The organism is Blastococcus aurantiacus (assembly GCF_900102425.1).
GTDB lineage: Bacteria > Actinomycetota > Actinomycetes > Mycobacteriales > Geodermatophilaceae > Blastococcus > Blastococcus aurantiacus.
Window position 1 is genome coordinate 360,620 of the sequence record NZ_FNBT01000002.1, and the last position, 20,921, is coordinate 381,540.

Genomic DNA, 20,921 nt, shown 5'->3' on the forward strand with positions numbered 1-20,921 from the left:
TACGTTGCCGCTTCACACCCCGAGCACAGGGATGGTCATGCGCCGTTCGGTTCTTCCCGCCCTCTCGCTGGCGCTCGTCCTGAGCGCCTGCGGGTTCAGCGACGCCGCGGACGGGGACGCCGACGCGAGCAGCACCGCCGCACCGTCCACGAGCAGCGAGGCGGCGCCGGGCACCGAAGTGGAGCTCAACGAGCGCGGCAACATCGCGGTGGAGTTCGGCGAGGAGGCCGCCATCCGCGCGTCGTCCGACCCGGAGGCGCCGCCGATGCTGACGCTGACCATCGAGGAGTTGCTCGTCGACCCGCCCTGCGACGACGAGTCGGAGGTGCCTCCGGAGAACGGTCACTACCTGGCCTTCCGGATGCGGGCGGTGGCCTCGGACGACTTCGATCCGAGGGTGGCGAGCCCGATCGCCGACTACGACTTCAGCGTCCTGGGGTCCGACGGCACCAGCTTCGACCCGGTCAGCCCGGCCGGCCGGGCCTGCTTCGGCCCGCCGCGGTTGATCCAGAACATGCGGGTGGGGCCGGGTTACGAGTACGAGGGCTGGATGGTGCTCGACGCGCCGGTCGAGAGCGGCGCCCTGGTCTACGCACCCGGCGGCGAAGGACCCAACCAGTGGGAGTGGCAGTTCTGAGCGTCCGCGCCCGCTGACGCCCGCGGTCACCGCGCGGGAACGGCCACGGGTGGGCAGGCTCACCAGGTGACACGACACGAGGTCCTCATCGTCGGCGCCGGCAACGCCGGCATCTCCCTGGCCGCCCGGCTGCTCCGCGACGGCGCCCGGGACGTCGCCGTCCTCGCCGCCCAGCCGGTGCACCGCTACAAGCCGCTGCTGAACTACGTGGCCGCGGGCGAGGCGACGATGGCCGACCTCGAACGCCCCATGGCCGACGTCGTCCCCGAGGGCTGCACGTGGATCCGCGACAGCGCCGCCGCGGTCGACCCCGCCGCCCTGACCGTCCGGACGCGCTCGGGGCGCACGCTGCAGTACGGGACTCTGGTCGTCTGTCCGGGTCTGGAGGAGGACTGGGCGGCCACCCCGGGGCTGCAGGCCGCCTACGCCGACGGGTGGGCCGCCTCGTCCTACGTGCCGGGGAGCACGCCCACGGTCTGGCCCCGGCTGTCGGCGCTGCGCGGCGGCTCCGTCGTCTTCACCGTGCCGCCGGAGCCGGCGTCGTGCGGGCCGACGGCGCTGAAGCCGCTGCTCATGGCCTGCGACCACTGGCGGCGGGCCGGCGTCCTCGGCGCACTGGAGGTGCGGCTCGTCCTGCCCGGCGTGACGGCGACGGGCGTGCCGCGGGCCGACGAGGTGCTGGAGAACAGGTTCGCCGACTTCGGCATCCAGGTGCTGCGCGAGGCGCGCATCGAGTCGGTGGACGCCGAGGCGCACGCGCTCACCGTCGCCTCGGCCACCGGGCGGCAGGTGCTGGCGGACGTCGCCTTCGCGCACGCGGTGCCGCACTACCGCGCCCCGCGCTGGATCGCCGACGCCGGGCTCGCCGCCGAAGCCGCGCCGGGCCTGGTCGACATCGACCCGCAGACCCTGCGCTCCCGCCGGCACGAGTCGATCTGGGCGATCGGCGACGCCGCGGACGCGGCCACCCGGCCCTCGGGTGGTGGGCTGCGCAAGCAGGTGGACGTCCTCGCCCGGAACATCGCCGCCGCCCGGGAGGCGAAGCCGCTGCAGCACTACGACGGCTACACCGTCGTGCCCATCACCGTGGACCGGCGGAAGCTGGCGCTCAACGAGGTGGACCGCGAGGGCAACCCGAGCCCGTCCGTACCGTTCATCGACCCCTTCGTGCCTCGTCGCACGGCCTGGCTGTTCGACCGCTACGGGCTCCCGCAGGTCTACTTCCGGCGCATCCTCCGCGGCCGGGTCTGACTCAACCGGCGGTGCGCCGGCGCACCGCCAGCAGCACCACGCAGCCCAGCAGGAGGACGGCGGCACCCGCGGCGAGCATGGGCAGCACCTCCGTGCCCGTGCGCGCCAGCTCGGGGTCCGGGGAGCCGTCCGCAGGCGCGGACGGGTCGGCCGGCGTCGACGGGTCAGCCGGCTCCTCGGCGCCGTCCGGGGGGACGGGCGGGGCGGGATCCGGTCCGCCGCCCGGCGACCCGGTGCCGGTGACCGCCGCCGCAGCGCTGGTGGCGCTGCCCGCGGTGTTGGTGAACACCGCGCGGAAGAGCGTCGTCCCGGTCCTGGCGGTCGTCGTCAGGGAGCTGCCCGTCGCGCCGGGGACGTCGGTCCAGGTGCCGCCTCCGTCGCGGGAGGTCTGCCACTGCACGGTCGGTGCGGGAGCGCCCGCCGCGGCGGCGGTCAACGTCGCCGCGCTGCCGGTCGCGGCCGTGACCGGCGCCGGATCGGTGGTGACCACGGGGGCCACGTCGGTCCCGGGCGCCGCCACGACCACGACGGCCGTCAGCGCGGACGTCGTGCCGTCGGGAGCCGCACCCAGCGCGACGAGTCGCCACACGCCACCCGCGGTGAGGACCGGCATGGCGGCGAAGGCGCCGGTGTCGTCGGCCTGCACGGATCCGAGGTCGACCGGCGCGGGAGCCGCGGCGGCGGCCATGGACGCCGTCGCCACGGCCGGCGCCGGAGCGCTCAGCAGGTAGCCGACCAGCGTGACCCGGGCGCCGGGCGCCAGCCCGGTACCGCTCACGGCAGTACCCGAACCCGGCGTGACCGGGGCGGTCGGTGCCGTCAGCGCTCCGGTCGGGGAAGGTGCGGCCGCCGGCGGCAGGGGGCGGAAGCAGGTCGCCGGTCCGTCGACCTCGTTGCCCCCGCCGTCGACGACCACGTCCCCGAGCGGAATGGGCCCGTCGCCCCAGAGGATGCGGCAGGAGCCGCCGCTGTTGCCCACCACGCTCGCGCGGGTGAGGGTCAGCGGCCCGTAGGTGGCCAGGCCGCCACCGTACGTCCCGTTGCCCGGCGCCACGGCGCCGGCGACGTTCGCCTCGACGACGGAGTCGACCACCTCGACCGGGCCCCCGCGGGTGAACAGCCCGCCACCGACCAGCGCCCGGTTCCCCTCGACGACGGAGTCCGCCACGGTCGCCGGCGTGCCCTGCAGCACCACGCCACCGCCGAAGCCGTTGGCCGCCAGCCCGTTGAACCGGTCGGGGAAGCCGTTGTCCAGCACGTCGACGCCCGTGAGGCTCGTGGCGGCCTCTCGGATGGAGGCGGCCAGGATCGCGCCGCCGTACCCCGTGCCGGGCGTGCCGACCTCGTTGCCTTCGAAGCGCGTGTCCGAGATCGAGAGCTCGTGGTCGAACGAGGCCACCGCCCCTCCGCCGTACATCCGGTCCACGCCGGCCCGCCAGTCGAGCGTCACGCCGTTGCCGGTGAAGGTGCTGCCGGTGATCACCAACGGCGCACCGAACGGGCTGGGGGGCAGCGGCTCGGGCGGGGGCTGGGTGGCGAGCCCCGAGTAGAGACTGGAGACGTAGGCCAGGACCGCACCACCGGAGGCGAGCCCGGTCGCCGTGTTGTCGGTGAAGACGGTGCCCGTGATCGTGGTCTGCTGGCGCTGCCGTACGGCGATGGCTCCTCCGCCGGACCCGTCGTTCGGGCACGTCACGCGGTTGCCGGCGAACTCGCTGTCGACGACGGTCAGTCGGCCGAAACCCTGGGACAGGATGGCGCCGCCGCGGTTGAAGGCCCGGTTGTCGACGAAGCGCACCCGTTCGGCGACCAGGTTCGCGAGGTTCCAGACGGCGCCTCCACCGGGGTAGCCGGCGTCCTGCGACCAGCCGGCCCTGAGCGTGAGGTCCCGGAGGGTCAGCGTCGGCAGGTCGTCGGGCGACGAGACCTCGGACCCGGCCTGGACGGCGAACAACGAGGTCCGCTGCGCGCCGTCGATGACCACGTCGTGCCCGGCCCCGCTGATGGTCACCGACTTGTCCACGATGATCGTGCTGCCGCCCTCGGGGGTGACCACGATGGGGTCGTCGCACGCGATGGCCACGGTGCCGCCGTCGGGGACGTCGGCGAGCGCCTGGCGCAGCGCGGCCTCGGTGCAGTCGGTGACCGTCTGGTCGCCGGGTGCGGCGGCGGCGGGGCCGACGCCGGACCCCAGCACGAGGCCGAGCACGCCCCCAGCCACCAGCAGGGCTCGACGCCGCGGTGCAGGACGACTCGACACGGGGCTCCCTCGGGCTGATCCACCGGGCCCACGCGGGCGCCGGCGGCATACTTGCAGGTCGCAGGGCCTGCGGGGCGCTCATCCGGCGCGGACACGCGGCCTGCCGGCCCGGGTGGGCTCTGGGACGACGCAGGTGTCACATCCCGGCCGAGCGCGGTGTCTCCATGTCGACACCATCGACGACCTGGAGGAGACATGGCGAGCAGCACGCGGGTTCCCCCGACCGAGATCACCGGCATCTACGGGGGACTCCTGAAGAAGATGAGCCGGCGGATGCTGGGGCAGGTGCCGGACGCCGCCGGGGTGCTGTGGCACTACCCGGCCCTGCTCAAGGACGCCATGGGGTTCGGGCGCAAGGTCGAGTCGTGGAACCGGCTCGACCGGGACCTCGCCTCGTTCGCGGCCATGGCCGTTGCCGGGGTGATCGGCTGCAGCTTCTGCCTCGACCTCCACTACTTCATGACGCACAACCTCGGGCTGGACGAGGCCAAGGCGCGCGAGGTGCCACGCTGGCGCGAGTCCGCCGTCTTCACGCCCCTGGAGCGCAGCGTCATGGAGTACGCCGAGGCGATGTGCCACACCCCGCCGACCGTGACCGACGAGCTGTCGGCCGAACTGCTCGAGGCGCTCGGGGCGCCGGCGATGCTGGAGCTCACCTTCCGCGTCGGGGCGATGAACATGACGGCCCGCGGCAACGTGGCCCTCGGTATCCGGTCGCAGGAGTTCGCGGCGTCCTGCGGGTTGCCGCCGCTGGCGTCCCCGGCGGCCGGTGGTCTGACCCCCGCATGACCGACGACCCGTTCACCGCCCACCGCAGCCTGCTCTTCACCGTCGCCTACGAGATGCTCGGCTCGGCAGCCGACGCGGACGACACGGTGCAGGAGACCTGGCTGCGGTGGGCGGACGTCGACCGGGCGACGGTGCGGGACCCGCGGGCCTACCTGGTGCGCATGGTCACGCGACAGGCGCTCAACCGATTGCGCACGGTGTCCCGCAGACGCGAGGACTACGTGGGCGAGTGGCTGCCGGAGCCGCTGCTGACCAGCCCCGACGTCGCCGACGACGTCGAGCTGGCCGAGAGCGTCTCGATCGCGATGCTCACGGTGCTCGAGACGCTGGGCCCGACCGAGCGGGCCGTCCTCGTGCTGCACGAGGTGTTCGTCGTGCCCTACGACGAGATCGCCGCGGCAGTGGGCAAGTCGTCGGCGGCGGTACGGCAGATCGCGCACCGGGCGCGCGAGCACGTGGCCGCGCGGCGACCCCGCATGACGGTGAGCCGTGAGGAGCAGCAGCGGGTCGTGGACCGTTTCCTGACCGCCCTCACCGCGGGCGACCTGCAGGGGCTGCTGGACGTGCTGGCCCCGGACGTCGTCGTCGTCGCGGACGGCGGCGGCCTGGCGCCGGCGGCGCTGCGTCCCTTCCGCGGCCGGGCGAGGGTGGCCAACGCCCTCTCCCGCTTCACCGCGTTCGTACCGGCCACGCCGCCGATGACGACTGCGCTGATCAACGGCGCGGTGGCCGCACGGCTGGATCCGGGCGGCGAGTTCGACACCGCCATCACCTTCGTGATCGAGGACGGCCTGATCTCCCAGATGCACGCGATCCGCAACCCGCAGAAACTCGGCCGGCTCGACACCGTCGCCGAACTCCGGCGCTGACGCCGGGGCGGACGGCGACCACTGCCCGACCGACCCCGCCTCCACGGCTCGGCTGCCTGGCCACGCCATACTCTCCGCGTCGCCCAGCGGGGTGACCTGTCCGGCGGGCCACGGGGGCGTGCCGCCGGAGGAACGGTCGTCGGAGCGCGGGCTCCACCTGCGGACGCCCCCCCGGAGGCGAGGGCGACCGTGCGCAGTCCTGTTCCCACCGACGGCCGCCGCGCGTTCCTGCTGCTGGCCGCCGCGGGGCTGGCGTCCGCCTGCGCACCCTCGGCCGCGCCGCCGCACGAACGGGCACAGGCGCCGACCCGCACTCCGGCCGCCCCCACCGCCAGTGCGCCTCCGGTCCCGCCGGTCACCGCTCCCGCCGGCCCGACGCGGGAGGACGTCGTCGCGCGGTACGCCGGCGTGGCGCCAGCGGCGTTCGGGCTCGACGTGCCGGGCGTGGTGAACCGGCTCCCTACGCGGGAGCGCGTCGTCGCGCTGACCTTCGACGCGTGCGGCGGCGCGCGGGGCAGCGGCTACGACGCCGCGCTGATCGACACCCTGCGGGCGTCGGGGACGCCGGCCACGCTCTTCCTGAACCAGCGCTGGATCCTCGCCCACCCCGACCGCGCCGCGGAGCTGGCGGCCGACCCGCTGTTCGAGCTGGCCAACCACGGCACGACCCACCTGCCGCTGTCGGTGCGCGGAGCCGCGGCCTACGGGATCCCTGGGACGAGCGACCCGGGTGCGGTGTTCGACGAGATCTCCGGCAACCGGCGGGCGCTGACCGAGCTGACCGGCGCCCCTCCGCGGTTCTTCCGGTCGGGGACGGCGCACTACGACGACGTCGCCGTCCGGATCGCCGGGGACATCGGTGAGACGGTGGTGAACTTCGACGTCAACGGCGACGCCGGTGCGACGTTCGGCCCGCGGCAGGTGACCGCCGCCCTCTGCACCGCGACGCCCGGGTCGATCGTCATCGGCCACCTGAACCAGCCCGGCGGCGGCACCGCCGCCGGTGTGGCGGCCGCCCTGCCCCGGCTGGCAGCGGACGGATTCCGCTTCGCACGGCTGTCGGAGCACCGCTAGCGGACAGCCGCTCCTCCGGCCGGCCCGCCGGCGAGAAGTGCTGATCTGGACAAGCAGGCGAGGATGTGACCGCACGGTCCCGCTCGGCGCCGTGCAGTGCGCGCACCTCGCCTCATACCTGACGCTGCCAGGAGGACCGAGACCGTGACCGGTTACGTGCTGCGCCGCTCCCTGCTGTCCCTCATGGCTCTCACCACCCTGCTCGCGGGGGCCGGCGCCCTGCTCCTCGTGTGGGGCGCGCCGCTCTGGCTGCCGGTCGTGCTGGCCGTGGTGGTCGTCGGCGCGCAGTGGGCGCTCTCGCCCTACCTGATCAGCTGGTTGATCCCGGCGTTCGAGCTCCCACGGAAGACGGGCCGGTACGACACCTTCGAGTACGACGTCAGGGACTATCCGAGGGCCCGGCTGCTCGCCGAGATGGTGGAGCGGCGCTGCCTCGAGGCCGGGGTCGAGCCGGTCCGGCTCGGCATCGTGGACGACGGCACCCCCAACGCCTTCACCTTCGGGCACACCCGGGGCAACGCCCGCATCTACGTCACCCGCGGCCTCCTCGACCGGCTCGACGAGCGCGAGCTCGACGCAGTGGTCAGCCACGAGGTGGGGCACGTGCGGCAGAACGACGTCGTCGTCATGGCGATCGCCGCGACGGTGCCGATCGTCCTGTACTACGCCTACCTCGCGCTCCGGGACAGCCGGCAGCAGGCCACCGTCGTCCCGGCCCTGGTCAGCTTCGTCGGCTATCTGCTGTCGCAGCTGGTGGTGCTGGCGCTCAGCCGGGCACGGGAGCTGGGCGCGGACCACTACAGCTGCCGCGTCACCGGTGACGGCGACGCGCTCTGCAGCGCACTGGTCTCCATCGGCTACGGCATGGGGAAGGTGGACGCCGCACGTGCGTCCCGCATCACCGCCGCGCGCGCGGGCAAGGACAAGGACCTCCAGCGGGCCGCAGCCAAGGAGGAGCGCCGCGCCTCCCGGCTGCGCGCGGCCGGGGTGCTCGGCATCGCGGACGTCGGCCAGGGCGCAACGGTGCTCGCCGCCACCGAGCGCGGTCTGGAGCCGACCGAGGTCATCGGAGCGCTGCGCTGGGACACCTGCACCCCGTGGGCCCGGTTCAGCCAGCTCTTCTCCACCCACCCCCTCGTGGTGCGACGCATCGCTGCCCTCGAGGACAGCGGCCTTCCCGGGTCGCCGCAGCGCTGGAGTGCGCGGGAGGTCGCCACCACCTGCTCCGGTCCCGATCTCGACCGGGCACGGCGGCGCTTCGTCCCGGAGGCGGTGGCCCGGTACGCACCGTTCGTGGCCCTGGCCGTGTTCCTCGTCGCCTGGTCCTGGGACGACGGCGTGTTGATGGCGCAGGCCGCCACCCTCGGGGGGCTCGCGCTGGTCGTCCGCACCGCGCTGCAGCGGCCGCTCCGGAGCCCGGAACCGACCGAGCGGATCGCCTCGCTGCTGCCCCGCTTGGATGCGAACCCGGCCAGCGGCATCCCGGTCGAGGTCCGTGGCCAGGTGACCGGCCGCGGGATGCCCGGCTACGTGCTCTCGCCCGACCTGGTCGTGCAGGACGACTCGGGCTTCGTGCCCGTGCTCTACCAGCAGCCCTGGCCGTTCGCGCGCAGCATCTTCGGCCTGCTCCGCGTGCCCGACCTCCTCGAGCAGGAGGTCGTCGTCCGCGGCTGGTACCGCCGCACGCCGGCTCCCGTCCTCGAGCTCCGCGAGCTGGTGCCCGCCCGGGGAGGGCGGGTCCGCGGCTTCGCGTGGGTCGCCGCCTACGCCCTGTCGCTCGGCATCACGCTGGCCGGCGGCGTCGCATGGTGGCTGCTGACGCTCCCCGGCTGAGTGGCCGCAGCCTGCCGAGGGCGCTCCACGGCCCTGGAACCCACTGTTGGCGGCGCCCTTCCCTGCTGTGTGCGCGGCGCTCGCCCCCGGGTCATGTCGCGGCCGGAGCCTCGTGGTGCCCGAACGCCGACCGTCCCAGGAGGAAGCCATGACCACGCCCTCGGCCACGAACCCCAAGGCCACCGACACCGCCGCGGCGAAGCGCACCGCGGACGTCTCCCCGCAGCCCGCGACCGGCGGTCCCGACGAGATGGAGGAGCTCGCGCGCACCCGCGACGAGGCGGAGGACCGCGCCCGCGAGCTGCTGGCCGCACAGGTCCTGCAGGAGTCGCGCAACGGGTCGCACGACGAGCGGGCCCGCCAGCTCGTCCTCGCCGTCCGCCGCGACCTGCTCGTGGAGCTGCGCGAGCAGGAGCAGGAGCAGGCCCGGCGGCAGCTCGCCTCGGCCGCCGACAGCAGCGAGGATGCCGTCGAGGGCCTCGTGCAGGGCGTGACGACGATCGTGCGCAGCCTCGTGCCGGCCGTGCTCGTGCGTCCGGAGGAGGTCATCGAGACCACCTACGCACTGGCCGACCAGAGTCTCCGCGTGACCCGCCGGCTGGCGCTGGTGCTCACCCAGAGCGTGCGCAGCCTCGTCACGGCCTGACGCACCGGACGCACGCGGGTGGCCGTCGGAGCAGGTGTTCGGCGGTCACCCGCCCCGCGGTGATCCCGTCGGACCCATGACCGATGAGTTCCCGCCGGCGGGAGGTCTTCTCTGGGACCGCTTCCACGAGAGGACGCCGAGATGGACACCGCCCAGTCCCCCGCCGAGGAGTACCGCGAGATCGGCGGCCGCTTCACCCGCCTGGTCGAGGGGGTCCGCGACGCCGCGACCTGGGACCGGCCCGCCCCGGTCGCCGGCTGGAGCGCACGCGACGTCGTCCGGCACCTGGTCGAGTGGTTCCCAGGCTTCCTGCACGCGGGCGCCGGTGTCGAGCTGCCCACCGGGCCGCCGGTCGACGACGACCCGGTGGCCGCCTGGCGGACCTTCAGCGCAGGGGTGCAGGCGCTGCTCGACGACCCGGCGTCCGCCGACCTCGTGGTCCGCAATCCGCACATCGGCGACGTGCCGCTGCCGCGCGCGGTGTCGCAGTTCTTCACCGCCGACGTCTTTCTGCACTCCTGGGACCTGGCCCGCGCCACCGGGCAGGACGAGACGCTCGATCCCGAACGCTGCGCGGCGATGCTCGAGGGCATGGAGCCGATGGACGAGCTCCTGCGGTCCAGCGGTCAGTACGGGCCCCGGGTGCCGGTGCCTGCGGACGCCGACCCGCAGACCCGGCTGCTCGCCTTCATCGGCCGCGATCCCCGCTGACCTCCCGCCACCGCGGCGCCCCCCGCGTGGCTAGCGTGCCGGGGGTGGACAGCCGTGACGGCTCGCGCGACTGGGTGAGGTCCGTGCCGAGCGTCGCCACCGTGAGCCGCCTCGTCGAGTCCGAGTACCGGGTTGCCGTCACCGGAGCCGTCCTGGTGCGGTCGTCCACCAACGACGTCTACCGGGTGGATACCGCGGTGCGCTCTTATGCCGTGAAGGTCTACGGGGCAGGCCGGTGGACGCCCGACGAGGTGCGCTGGGAACAGCAGCTGGCGCGACACCTCACCGACTCCGGGTTCCCGATCGCCGCCGACGTGCCGTTGGCCGACGGCGACACCGTCGGGATCCTGTCCGCGCCCGAGGGAGAACGCCCCGTTGCCATGGCGGAGTGGATGCCTGGCGAGAAGCCACAGCCGCCGGGGACCGACGCCCTCTACCGGGATCTCGGGAGATCGCTGGCACAATTCCATGTCGCTGCCGACCACTTCCGCAGCAGCCGTCCGCGTCGCACCGTCCGCACGGCTTCCGAAGTCCGCGAGGTGAGCGATGTACTGGACACCGACTCCCCTCGCCGGCGTCTAATCGAGGGTGCCGCCGCCGAGGCGCAGCGGCAACTCACCCGGCTCGCCGACCAGGGCTTGCACTGGGGGATCCGACATGGCGACGCCTCGCTGGACAACATCCATGTCAGCGACTCGGGACTGCACTTCTACGACCTGGATCTCGCCGGGCCGGGTTGGCAGGTCGAGGACCTCACCCCGGCTTTGTCGACCGGCTTCGCCGATGCCTTCCTGGCCGGCTACACCGCCGTCCGACCGCTCCCATCGGTCGAGCTGGAGGCGCTGCCCTGGCTGCGCATCATGAACTGCCTCCAGAACCTCCACTTCCATCTCGTCCGCAGGCCGGCGTCGGAGGGCACCGCATCGCTGGCCGAGGGCTGGGTCGAGGCAGGCTTCGAGGCCCTTGCTGCCACCGCTGGTCCACTCGGGCTCGACATCTGAGGCCACGACGCTGACGTGTGGTGGCTCCGCTGAGAGACGGTCTCCGACCTGCACTGCTACCGCTGGGCCTTCATGGAGGGCCGCGGGCGAAACCGAACGTTGTGCGGACAATCTGCGGACTCGATGCGGACTGGGCTCTGGATGTGCGGGTCGACCCTGGCACGTCGACGCGGCGCACGCTCAGCTACGAGACTTCCTCCGGAATCTGCTCGTCGAGGGCGCGGCGGCGGGTGAGGCGCGTTGACGTGCCACTGGACGAGCTCGCCGAGTCCGGGCTCAGCGCACTGTCGGCGGCCGGGAGCCTGACCTCGCAGGCGGTGCACCGGCTGGTCGCCGTGACGCTTGCCGGACTGCGCCCCTCCAACTGACTCGCGCACCCACTCCCCACCCGCCACCAGCGGGACGACCGGTTGACCCACCGCCGATCGATCGCCTCCACCCCTGGCGGGCATACCCCAGGGGGGTACGGTGCTAGGTACGGCAGGAAAGCCGGACCGAGGAGGAGTGGTCATGCCAGCTCAACAGCGGACGGCCGTGCTCGAGGTCGCCGGAGTGCACTGGGCGTCAGAGAAGTCGACGGTTGAGCGGCTGCTCGGTCGCCGGCCAGGCGTGCTCGCAGTGGACGCCAACCCAGTCGGGCAGACGGCCACCGTCAGCTACGACCCGACGCAGACCTCGGTGACCGAGCTGGCTGCGTGGGTGCGCGAGTGCGGCTACCACTGTGCCGGGCAGTCGGTTCCCCAGCACGTGTGCGACCCCGCGGCAGAGCCGAGTCGAGCACATGACCGGCAGGACCGGCAAGACGCCGAGGCGGAGGCCTCCGACGCGGACCCCGGTCACGACGGTCACGACGCAGGCGGCCAGGTCGCAATGACCGCGCAGGACGCGATGGGTCACGGCGGGCACCACGGCTCGATGTCGATGGCCGACATGGCCCGCGACATGCGCAACCGGTTCCTGGTCGCAGCGGTGCTCTCGGTGCCCATCCTGCTGTGGTCACCGATCGGGCGGGACGTGCTCGGCTTCGACACCGCCGCCCCGTTCGGGCTGCGTGACGACGTCTTCTCGCTGGCGCTGAGCCTGCCGGTCATCTTCTGGTCGGCCTGGATTTTCTTCGACGGTGCCTACCGTGCGCTCAAGGCCCGCACCCTGGACATGATGGTGCTCGTCGCCGTGGCCATCGGGGCTGGCTGGGGCTACAGCGTGGTCATCACCTTCACCGGCGGTGGCGAGGTGTTCTACGAGGCCGCGACCGTGCTGACCGCATTCGTGCTGCTCGGCCACTGGTTCGAGATGCGCGCCCGCGGCGGGGCGAACGACGCCATCCGCACCCTGCTCGAGCTGGCGCCGCCGCGCGCGGTGGTCCTCCGCGACGGCCAGCCGGTCGAGGTGCCCACCGCCGAGGTGGTCGTCGGTGACCTGCTGCTGGTCCGCCCCGGTGCGAAGGTGCCCGTCGACGGAGTCGTGGAAGACGGCGAGTCCGAGGTCGACGAGTCGATGGTGACCGGCGAAAGCCTGCCGGTGCCCAAGGCATCGGGCGGCCAGGTCATCGGCGCGTCGGTCAACACGACCGGCACGCTGCGGGTGCGGGCGACGAAAGTCGGCTCGGACACAGCGCTGGCGCAGATCGTCGCCCTGGTCCAGCAGGCGCAGGCGTCCAAGGCGCCCGGGCAGCGACTGGCCGACCGGGCCGCGTTCTGGCTGGTCCTGGTCGCGCTCATCGGCGGCGCCCTGACGCTGGCGGTGTGGCTGGCCGTCGGGGCGTCGCTGGCGACCGCCATGCTGTTCGCGGTGACGGTCGTGGTCATCACCTGCCCCGACGCCCTAGGCCTGGCCACCCCGACCGCCATCATGGTCGGCACCGGCCTGGGCGCCCAGCGCGGTGTGCTCTTCAAGAGCGCGACCGCGCTGGAGACCGCCGCGCACATCGCCACGGTGGCCTTCGACAAGACCGGCACCCTGACAAAGGGCGAGCCGGAGGTCACCGACGTCATCGTCGACGGAAGCGCCGTAGGCCTGGACGAGGACACCGTGCTGGCGCTGGCCGCCGCCGTGGAGCGGGAGTCCGAGCACCCTCTGGCCGCTGCGGTCGCCGCCTACGCCGCAGACCGCGCAGCGCCGGTGCTGCCCGCGACCGGGTTCCACAACGTGCCCGGACACGGAGCCATCGCACAGGTCGACGGCCGGACCGTCGCCGTGGGCAACGCCAAGCTGCTGGCCGCCGAAGGTGTCGACCTCGGGCGGCTGGGCCCCCGTCGGGACCAACTGGCCGCCGGCGGGCGTACCGCGGTGCTCGTCGCCATCGACGGGCACGCCGTCGCCGTCATCGCGCTGGCCGACGCAGCGCGCCCGAGCTCCGCAGCGGCGGTCGCGGCCTTGCACGAGGCAGGTGTCCGGGTTGTCATGATCACCGGGGACAACGCCGCCACCGGCCGGCGCATCGGCGACACGCTCGGTATCGACGAGGTCATCGCCGAGGTCCTGCCCGCGGACAAGGCAACCAAGATCGCCGAATTGCAGGCCGGCGGCGCGAAGGTCGCCTTCGTCGGGGACGGCGTGAACGACGCTCCCGCGCTGGCCACCGCTGATGTCGGTGTCGCGATCGGCGCCGGCACCGACGTGGCCATCGAGAGCGCCGACGTGGTCCTGATGACGTCAGACCCCCTCGGTGTGCCGACGGCGCTGACCATCGGCCAGGCGACGGTGCGCAAGGAGAAGCAGAACCTCGCCTGGGCGATCACCTACAACGGGCTGGCGCTGCCGATCGCCGCCGGGGTGTTCGCCTCCTGGGGTCTGGTGCTGCGCCCGGAGATCGCGGCACTCACGATGTCGGGGTCCTCGTTCCTGGTGGCGGTGAACGCACTGCTGCTCAAGCGACTGCGGCTGCCGGGCGCACCGCCGGCACCAGCGCCGCAGGCGAACGCGGCACCCGAACCGGAGCCTGCGTCCCGCTGACGGACACGGCACACGGAGGCGGCCCTCCCCGGCGAGTCACCGGGCGGGCCGCCTACCGTGGAGCGAGAGGGGGGTGAGCATGGGCGCGCGGTTGTGGACAGCACTGCTGTTGCTGGGTGCGGTCGTGCTCATGCACGGGCTCCAGTGCGCCTCCGCCGACCACACCGGCGCCACCCCGTTGCTGTCCGCCGTGACCGCCGGCCACGGAAAGCCAACCGATCCGGCGGTCACCACCACGGCCGCCGCGATGCCCGTCGCCGAGCACACCGCAGCCACTCCGGCGCCCGACGCGGCGGGCAACGCGGGCACGGCCGCGCACGGCCGGAGCGTCACGGCGCCGCACAACGGCGCCGCACACCTGTGGGCAATCTGCCTCGCCGTGCTGGCCGCTGGCCTCGCCCTGCTGTCGACCCTCGCCGGTCTGCGACTGCTGCGGCTCGGCTGGGCCGCTGCCCGTCCCGCGTTCACCCGCGCTGCCGGCTCACTACCCACGCTCCGGCCACCGGAGCTCTTTGCACTCTGCGTCCTGCGGATCTAGGCCCAACCGTCCCACCGCCCGCCCCGCCACCCTCGTCGTGGCCCGGCGGCGGTCGTCACGCCTTCATCCCCTCCAGCAGAGAGAAGCAGAGAGATGACCCGCACCACCGCACGTCTGCCCCACCTCGCCGCCGCCCTCGTCGCCAGCAGCCTCGTCCTCACCGCCTGTGGCGAGGACAGCTCCGACGCCGCCGGGGCTGGTTCTGCCAGCAGCAGCCAGCCTTCGGACAGCACCAGCGCCAGCGCCGAGACGGAGCACAACGACGCCGACATCGCCTTCGCCAGCGGCATGGTGCCGCACCACAAGGGAGCCATCGAGATGGCCCAGCTGGCTGCTGGCCGGGCCGCGGACCCCCGCGTGCTGGACCTCGCCTCCCGCATCGAGGCCGCGCAGGGGCCCGAGATCGACACCCTCAACGGCTGGCTGGCCGAGTGGGGTGCCGCCACCGACAGCGGCATGGACCACGGCAGCATGGACCACGAAAGCGCGGACTCCGGCCACATGGGCGGCATGGACATGGCCGCGCTGATGGACGCGACCGGCGCGGAGTTCGACCGGCTGTTCCTCGAGGAGATGGTCGTCCACCACCGCGGCGCAGTGGACATGGCCGAAGCCGAACTGGCCGAAGGCCGCAACAGCGAGGCCCTGGCGATGGCCGAAACCATCCGCGACACCCAGGTCGGCGAGATCGCGGCGATGGAGCAACTGCTCACCGAGCTCGGCGGCTGACCATTGCCGCGGCGGGGTGAGCACGGTGCTCACCCCGCCGCGGATCCGCCCGCTCTCATCCGCACCACATCTCGGAGAAGTCATGCGCTCATCGCGCTACGTCCTGACCGCAGCCGCCGGCCTGGCCGCTGCGCTGACTGGCTGCTCGGACGCAGCCCCGGCGCCCGCCGACGCCGCCCCGCCCGCCGACACCGTCGCGCTGCCACCCGGGCATGTGCATGGCCTGGCCTACGATCCCGGCGACGGCGCACTGCTTGTGGCCACACACCAGGGGCTCGTCGAAGTCGCCGACGACGGCACCGCGGCCACGCTGGGGCCGGTCATCGACCTGATGGGCTTCACCGTCACCGGATCTGACCACTACCTCGCGTCGGGTCACCCCGGGCTGCGCGTCGATCTGCCGAACCCGGTAGGGCTCATCTCCTCCACCGACGGCGGGCAGACCTGGGCGTCGGTGTCCCGGGCCGGTGAGTCGGACTTCCACGCCCTGACCGCCCTGCCCGGCGGCGGCGTGCTGGGGTTTGACGGCGCGCTGCGCCGCAGCGCCGACGGACGTGCTTGGGAGGAGCTGTCCATCCCGGCGGAGCCGCACACGCTGGCCGCCGCCCCTGACGGCGGCACCGTGCTGGCCACTACCGCCCAGGGGGTGTTGCGTTCGACCGATGCCGGCGGCAGCTGGGCAGTGGTGACCGCTGCGCCGGTGCTTCAGGTGGCCACCTGGGCGGAGGACGGCACCACCGCGGTCGGGGTGGATCCGGAGGGCGGGGTGTGGATGAGCACCGACGCCGCAGCTACCTGGCGCCAGACCGGCGGGCTCGCTTCGGCGCCGCACGCAGTCGCGGCCACCGCCAGCGCCGGCCGCCCGCTGGAGATTGCTGTCGTGACCGACGAGGGCCTCATGCGGTCCGTCGACGGCGGGCGCACCTTCACCCGGCTGCTCGGGTACTGACGCATCCGCCTCGCCGCCGGCCGGCATCACCGGCCGGCGGCCGGGCGGAACCCTCAGCCGAGGGAGGCGATGAGGTCGCGGCAGGCGGCCTCGCAGCGGCGGCAGGCCTCGGCGCAGATCCGGCAGTGCTCGTGCATCGACGCGTGCTGCTCGCACTCGTCGCCGCACGCCTTGCACGCTGCCGCGCAGGCCTCCAGCACCGCCCGCGTCAGATTCGCGTCGTAGCCGGTATGCCGTGACAGCACCCGCCCGGTGACGTCGCAGACGTCGGCGCAGTCGGCATTGGTGCGGATGCACTTGGTCAACTCGGCAACCATGTCCTCGGACAAGCAGGCATCCGCGCACGCGGTGCAAGCCTGAGCGCACTCGAAGCACGCCTCGATGCAGGCGGTCAGCTTCTCCCGCTCCACCCCGCCGAGACCCTTCGGATAGGTGTCCAGCATCTGAGCAGCGACAGTCATGTGACCTCCTCCTCACGCCGGCGCCGACAGCCCAGCGCTGTCACGGTTCGAACCGGCCCTGGCGTAGGTCTACCCACCGGTGGGTATCGCGCACCGACGTCACGGGGTCGTCACCTGCCGAACGGCGTTCAGGGCTCTCGCGAGCACCGAAGTCGCAAGCGCAGCGCAGCGCAGCAGCGCGGACCCCCCATCAGGCGGTCGCAAACCGGATCCCGCGGCTCAGCGTCGGTTCGCGCCTCCAAGGCCAAGAGCGCCTCGGCCTCGTCTACTCGACCCGACGGTCGTGCTCATCGCGGGCGGCGTCCAAGGCCCGTGGTTGCTCGCGCGCCTTCGTTATCGCCGCCGCCTGCGATTCGCCGTTCTGACCACCGCTGCCCCCGTTCGTCCAGCTGACCGACCGCCGGATCGTCACACGCCCTCTGAACACGGCCCCCGACCCGAGCGCCACCCCAGCAGCACGCCGGCACCCGCAGCCGGCGTCACCCCACCCCTCCGACCTGACACACCTCATGCATCAAGGGTTCACGTGGATTCGTTGCAACGAGTAGGCGGCGACGATCGTCGACGACGGCCAGGTGCGCGGATCGCGTGGAACTCGTCGAGTCGCCGGGGAACCACGGCGTTCGCAGTCATCCCGCAGCGCGCAGCGGGGTGCCTGCGCGAAGGTTCTGCCCGGCGACCGCGCCGTCCCCCGTTCGCACCTTGAGATCGTCCTCGGCTGCGTGGGTGCGCCGGCGTCCGCCCTCCGTTCGATCACCCGCTATCGGCTACCGGCTACGAACCACGGAGGGCGTCCACCTGTTCGCGCCACTCCTGGTAGGCACGGATCCACTTCGCCGCCGCCTGACCCCCCTCGGCGTTCAACCACTCCTCGGCCTGCCTCAACTTGTTCTTGCCGCGCTTTCCGAACCGCCACCTTCACCGATGTCGAGCTGCGGTTGCTCCGACGGTCGCACGTCGAGTCGTGGGTCAAGCAGATGATCGCGGCCGGCCTGGCTCCGGGCACCGTCCACACCCGGGTGCAGAACGTGCGCGCCGTCCTGCGCGGCGCCGTCCGCGACCGGGTCATCGCAACCGACCCCAGCGGCGGGGTGACACTCCCCCGCCGCCGGCGCCGCGAACACGCCATGAGCATCCCCACGCCGCCCCAGGTCGGCGCGCTGCTCCCCGCGGCCGACGACCGGTTCGCCACCTACATCGCCATCTGCGCCTCCGGCGGCCTCCGACTCGGAGAGGCGGCTGCGCTGCAGGTCGGCGACGTCGACTTCCTCCGGCGCCGAGTGGTCATCAGCCGGCAGGTCCAGCGAGGACCCGGCGGCACGGTCGAACTGCGGGCACCCAAGCACGGCTCGGAGCGGAGGATCGTCGTCCCCGACCGGCTGCTCACCCTGCTCGCCGGGCACGTGGAGCATCACCTATCCAGCGGCGATCCGGAACGCTGGCTCTTCCCCACCCCGACCGGCACTCCGCCGCACCAGAACACCGTCGGGCACCAGTGGCGCAAGGCGACGTCAGCAGCCGGCCTGACGGGCTTGCGGCTGCACGACCTGCGGCACTTCCTCGCCTCCGGGCTCATCGCCTCCGGGTGCGACGTCGTCACCGTGCAACGGGCCCTCGGGCACGCCTCGGCGACCACGACGCTGAACCCCTACGGCCACCTCTGGCCCGACGCGGAGGACCGCACCCGAGCCGCCACGGACGGTCTGATGTCCGCAGCGCTCGACGATCCAGCGGACCCTCTGCGGACCGGGTGGCGCTGACAGACGTCTGGCCAGCAGACTTGGCCAGGGTTAGACGTTGAAGCGGAACTCCACCACGTCGCCGTCGGCCATGACGTACTCCTTGCCCTCCATGCGGACCCAGCCCTTGGACTTGGCCTCGGCCATGGAGCCGGCCTCGACCAGCTGGTCGTAGGAGATGATCTCGGCCTTGATGAAGCCGCGCTGGAAGTCGGTGTGGATGACGCCGGCGGCCTGCGGGGCGGTGGCGCCGACCGGGATGGTCCAGGCGCGCGCCTCCTTGGGGCCCGCGGTCAGGTAGGTCTGCAGCCCGAGGGTGCGGAAGCCGACCTTGGCCAGCTGGTCCAGGCCAGGCTCGTTCTGCCCGATGGACTCCAGCAGCTCGGCGGCCTCCTCGGCGGGCAGCTCGATGAGCTCGGACTCGGTCTGCGCGTCGAGGAAGATCGCCTCGGCCGGGGCGACCAGGGCACGCAGCTCGTCGAGCATCCCCTCGTTCGCCAGCTCGTCGGCGTCCACGTTGAACACGTAGAGGAACGGCTTGGTGGTCATCAGGGTCAGCTCGCGCAGGGGCTCCGGGTCGACGCCGGCGGCGAACAGGGTGCGCCCCTCGTCCAGCACCTTCTGCGCCTCGAGAGCGGCGGACAGCAGAGCGGCGCGCTCCTTGTCCTTCCGCGACTCCTTCTCCAGCCGCGGGACCGCCTTCTCCAGCGTCTGCATGTCGGCCAGCACGAGCTCGGTGTTGATCGTCTCGATGTCGTCGGCCGGGCTGACCTTGCCGTCGACGTGGACGACGTCGGGGTCGGTGAACACCCGGATGACCTGGCAGATCGCGTCGCTCTCGCGGATGTTGGCGAGGAACTTGTTGCCCAGGCCCGCGCCCTCGCTGGCGCCGCGGACGATGCCGGCGATGTCGACGAACGACACGGTGGCCGGGATGATCTTCTGGCTGCCGAAGATCTCGGCGAGCTTCTCCAGCCGGGGGTCGGGCACGCCCACGACGCCGACGTTGGGCTCGATGGTCGCGAACGGGTAGTTCGCCGCCAGCACGTCGTTCTTGGTCAGGGCGTTGAAGAGGGTCGACTTGCCGACGTTGGGCAGGCCGACGATCCCGATGGTGAGGCTCACGGGAGGTCAGGTTACGTGCCGCGTGCACCCGCCCCGTCCGGATGAGGCGCTGCTCCAGTTCCGCGACCGGGACGCCGACGACTGATGCGGACCAGTCGAAGGGACGTGTCATGGGGAAGACCCGCACCGACGCCGAGCAGCAGATCGCCGAGCTGCTCCGGACGGCGAAGAAGTCGTTGCACCTCTCCGTGGCGTTCCTCTCCCGGCTCGACGGCACCACCCAGCACCTCGAGGTCGTGGAGTCCTCGGTGCCCTTCCTGTTCCAGGAGGGCGTCACGCAGGTCCAGGAGACGACGCTGTGCCAGGCGATCCTGGACAAGAAGCTGCCCGCGGTGATCCCGGACCTCAAGGTCCACCCCGCCGCGATGAGGCTGCCCGCGGCGCGCATGCCGCGCATCCGCAGCTACGTGTCGGTGCCCGTCACCCTCTCCGACGGCACCCTCTACGGCACGTTCTGCGCGGCCGGTCTCACCTCGGACAAGGACCTCACCAAGCGCGACAAGGCGCTGATGGACGTCCTCGCCTCGGCCGCCTCCGTGATCATCGAGCCGCAGGTCAAGGAGACCGAGCGGCGCACCGAGATCGAGCACCGGCTGGACCCGGTCGTGGCCGGCGGCGGGCCGGCGGTCGCGCTCCAGCCCATCGTCGACCTGGGCACCGGCGTCCGCGTCGGGTCCGAGGCCCTCAGCCGCTTCCCCGCCGAGTGGGAGCGCACGCCCGACGTCGTCTTCGCCGAGGCGCACAGCGTGGGCCGGGGCGACGAGCTCGAACTCCTCGCCCTCCGCCGCGCCGCCGAGCACCTCCAGGTCGTGGAGGGCTACGTCGCCATGAACGTCTCACCCGGCACCCTGATGACCCCGGCATTCACGGAGTTGCTCGCCGAGCTGCCCGTGGACCGGGTGCTGCTCGAGCTCTCGGAGCACGACCCCGTGGAGGACTACGACGCGCTCATGGCGGTGCTGGCGCCCTTCCGTGCGGCCGGGCTGCGGCTGGCCATCGACGACGTCGGGGCGGGCTTCTCCTCGTTGCGGCACATCGTCGTCACCTCGCCCGACGTCATCAAGATCGACCGGAGCCTGGTCACCGGCGTGGACGCCGACCCGGTCCGGAGCATCCTCATCCGCTCGCTCGTGGACTTCGCCCGAGGACTGGGCGCCCGCGTCGTGGCCGAGGGCATCGAGACCGCCGAGGAGGCCGCCGTCCTCCGGGACCTGGCGGTCGACTACGGGCAGGGCTGGCACTTCGGCCGGCCGGCAGTGCCCGAACCGGTCGGCGCGCCGGAGCCCGAGCCGGCACCCGCGGCGCCCATCCCCGTGCCCCGCCCGCGCCGGACTCTCGCGCGCCGCACCTGACC

The 20,921-nt window shown here is 73.0% G+C and carries 19 protein-coding genes; 16 read left to right on the forward strand and 3 right to left on the reverse strand.

The features are described from left to right. Positions 1-37 precede the first annotated feature (37 nt). Together BLS70_RS05240 and BLS70_RS05245 are read left to right on the forward strand one after the other, a co-directional pair. The gene (locus BLS70_RS05240; protein WP_143030345.1) at positions 38-637 is read left to right on the forward strand and encodes a hypothetical protein; all 600 of its coding nucleotides are present in this window, start codon (positions 38-40) and stop codon (positions 635-637) included. A 66-nt stretch (positions 638-703) separates the two neighbouring features. Further along, the gene (locus BLS70_RS05245) at positions 704-1,888 is read left to right on the forward strand and encodes an FAD-dependent oxidoreductase (protein WP_091764580.1); all 1,185 of its coding nucleotides are present in this window, start codon (positions 704-706) and stop codon (positions 1,886-1,888) included. A 1-nt stretch (position 1,889) separates the two neighbouring features. Here BLS70_RS05245 and BLS70_RS05250 read toward each other — a convergent pair whose 3' ends face one another. After that, positions 1,890-4,148, reverse strand: a complete 2,259-nt coding sequence (locus tag BLS70_RS05250; RefSeq protein WP_143030346.1) for a DUF8696 domain-containing protein — start codon at positions 4,146-4,148, stop codon at positions 1,890-1,892. A 195-nt stretch (positions 4,149-4,343) separates the two neighbouring features. On the opposite strand from BLS70_RS05250, the gene BLS70_RS05255 reads away from it, so the two are divergent. The 12 genes from BLS70_RS05255 (at position 4,344) to BLS70_RS05305 (ending at position 16,242) form a co-directional block, all read left to right on the forward strand. Next, complete coding sequence (locus BLS70_RS05255; RefSeq protein ID WP_091764582.1) at positions 4,344-4,937, forward strand: carboxymuconolactone decarboxylase family protein; 594 nt, start codon at positions 4,344-4,346, stop codon at positions 4,935-4,937. Beyond that, positions 4,934-5,806, forward strand: a complete 873-nt coding sequence (locus BLS70_RS05260) for an RNA polymerase sigma-70 factor (RefSeq protein WP_091764583.1) — start codon at positions 4,934-4,936, stop codon at positions 5,804-5,806. The genes BLS70_RS05255 and BLS70_RS05260 overlap by 4 nt, the downstream gene beginning before the upstream one ends. Positions 5,807-5,995: 189 nt before the next feature. Continuing rightward, on the forward strand, positions 5,996-6,880 hold the full coding sequence (locus tag BLS70_RS05265) for a polysaccharide deacetylase family protein (RefSeq protein WP_091764584.1): 885 nt from the start codon (positions 5,996-5,998) through the stop codon (positions 6,878-6,880). A gap of 144 nt (positions 6,881-7,024) precedes the next feature. Further along, positions 7,025-8,713, forward strand: coding sequence for a M48 family metalloprotease (locus BLS70_RS05270; RefSeq protein WP_091764585.1), 1,689 nt, complete (start codon positions 7,025-7,027; stop codon positions 8,711-8,713). Positions 8,714-8,861: 148 nt separating this feature from the next. After that, complete coding sequence (locus tag BLS70_RS05275; RefSeq protein WP_091764586.1) at positions 8,862-9,359, forward strand: hypothetical protein; 498 nt, start codon at positions 8,862-8,864, stop codon at positions 9,357-9,359. Positions 9,360-9,500: 141 nt separating this feature from the next. After that, positions 9,501-10,070 carry a TIGR03086 family metal-binding protein gene (locus BLS70_RS05280; RefSeq protein WP_091764587.1) on the forward strand — a complete coding sequence of 190 codons (570 nt, stop codon included), beginning with the start codon at positions 9,501-9,503 and terminating at the stop codon, positions 10,068-10,070. Positions 10,071-10,114: 44 nt separating this feature from the next. After that, positions 10,115-11,071 carry a phosphotransferase enzyme family protein gene (locus BLS70_RS05285; RefSeq protein WP_176946296.1) on the forward strand — a complete coding sequence of 319 codons (957 nt, stop codon included), beginning with the start codon at positions 10,115-10,117 and terminating at the stop codon, positions 11,069-11,071. 245 nt (positions 11,072-11,316) lie between these two features. After that, a complete protein-coding gene (locus BLS70_RS21200) occupies positions 11,317-11,439 on the forward strand; it encodes a hypothetical protein (RefSeq protein ID WP_255362248.1) in 123 nt (40 codons plus the stop codon). Positions 11,440-11,581: 142 nt separating this feature from the next. Continuing rightward, positions 11,582-14,026, forward strand: coding sequence for a heavy metal translocating P-type ATPase (locus BLS70_RS05290; protein WP_091764862.1), 2,445 nt, complete (start codon positions 11,582-11,584; stop codon positions 14,024-14,026). Positions 14,027-14,099: 73 nt separating this feature from the next. Beyond that, a complete protein-coding gene (locus BLS70_RS05295) occupies positions 14,100-14,564 on the forward strand; it encodes a hypothetical protein (protein WP_143030348.1) in 465 nt (154 codons plus the stop codon). A 93-nt stretch (positions 14,565-14,657) separates the two neighbouring features. Then, positions 14,658-15,293 carry a DUF305 domain-containing protein gene (locus BLS70_RS05300; RefSeq protein WP_091764589.1) on the forward strand — a complete coding sequence of 212 codons (636 nt, stop codon included), beginning with the start codon at positions 14,658-14,660 and terminating at the stop codon, positions 15,291-15,293. A gap of 82 nt (positions 15,294-15,375) precedes the next feature. After that, positions 15,376-16,242, forward strand: coding sequence for a F510_1955 family glycosylhydrolase (locus tag BLS70_RS05305; RefSeq protein ID WP_255362249.1), 867 nt, complete (start codon positions 15,376-15,378; stop codon positions 16,240-16,242). Positions 16,243-16,295: 53 nt separating this feature from the next. Here BLS70_RS05305 and BLS70_RS05310 read toward each other — a convergent pair whose 3' ends face one another. Continuing rightward, positions 16,296-16,703, reverse strand: coding sequence for a four-helix bundle copper-binding protein (locus tag BLS70_RS05310; RefSeq protein WP_091764590.1), 408 nt, complete (start codon positions 16,701-16,703; stop codon positions 16,296-16,298). A 938-nt stretch (positions 16,704-17,641) separates the two neighbouring features. Between BLS70_RS05310 and BLS70_RS05315 the strand changes: the two genes are divergently transcribed. Continuing rightward, complete coding sequence (locus BLS70_RS05315) at positions 17,642-18,463, forward strand: tyrosine-type recombinase/integrase (RefSeq protein WP_255362250.1); 822 nt, start codon at positions 17,642-17,644, stop codon at positions 18,461-18,463. A gap of 30 nt (positions 18,464-18,493) precedes the next feature. Here the strand turns inward: BLS70_RS05315 and ychF are convergent, their stop codons facing one another. Then, positions 18,494-19,567 (reverse strand): redox-regulated ATPase YchF, encoded by a 1,074-nt coding sequence (gene ychF, locus BLS70_RS05320; RefSeq protein WP_091764591.1) that lies wholly within the window; start codon positions 19,565-19,567, stop codon positions 18,494-18,496. A 110-nt stretch (positions 19,568-19,677) separates the two neighbouring features. On the opposite strand from ychF, the gene BLS70_RS05325 reads away from it, so the two are divergent. Further along, entirely contained in the window at positions 19,678-20,919 is a 1,242-nt protein-coding gene (locus BLS70_RS05325) for an EAL domain-containing protein (RefSeq protein WP_091764592.1), read from the forward strand. Positions 20,920-20,921: the final 2 nt, after the last annotated feature.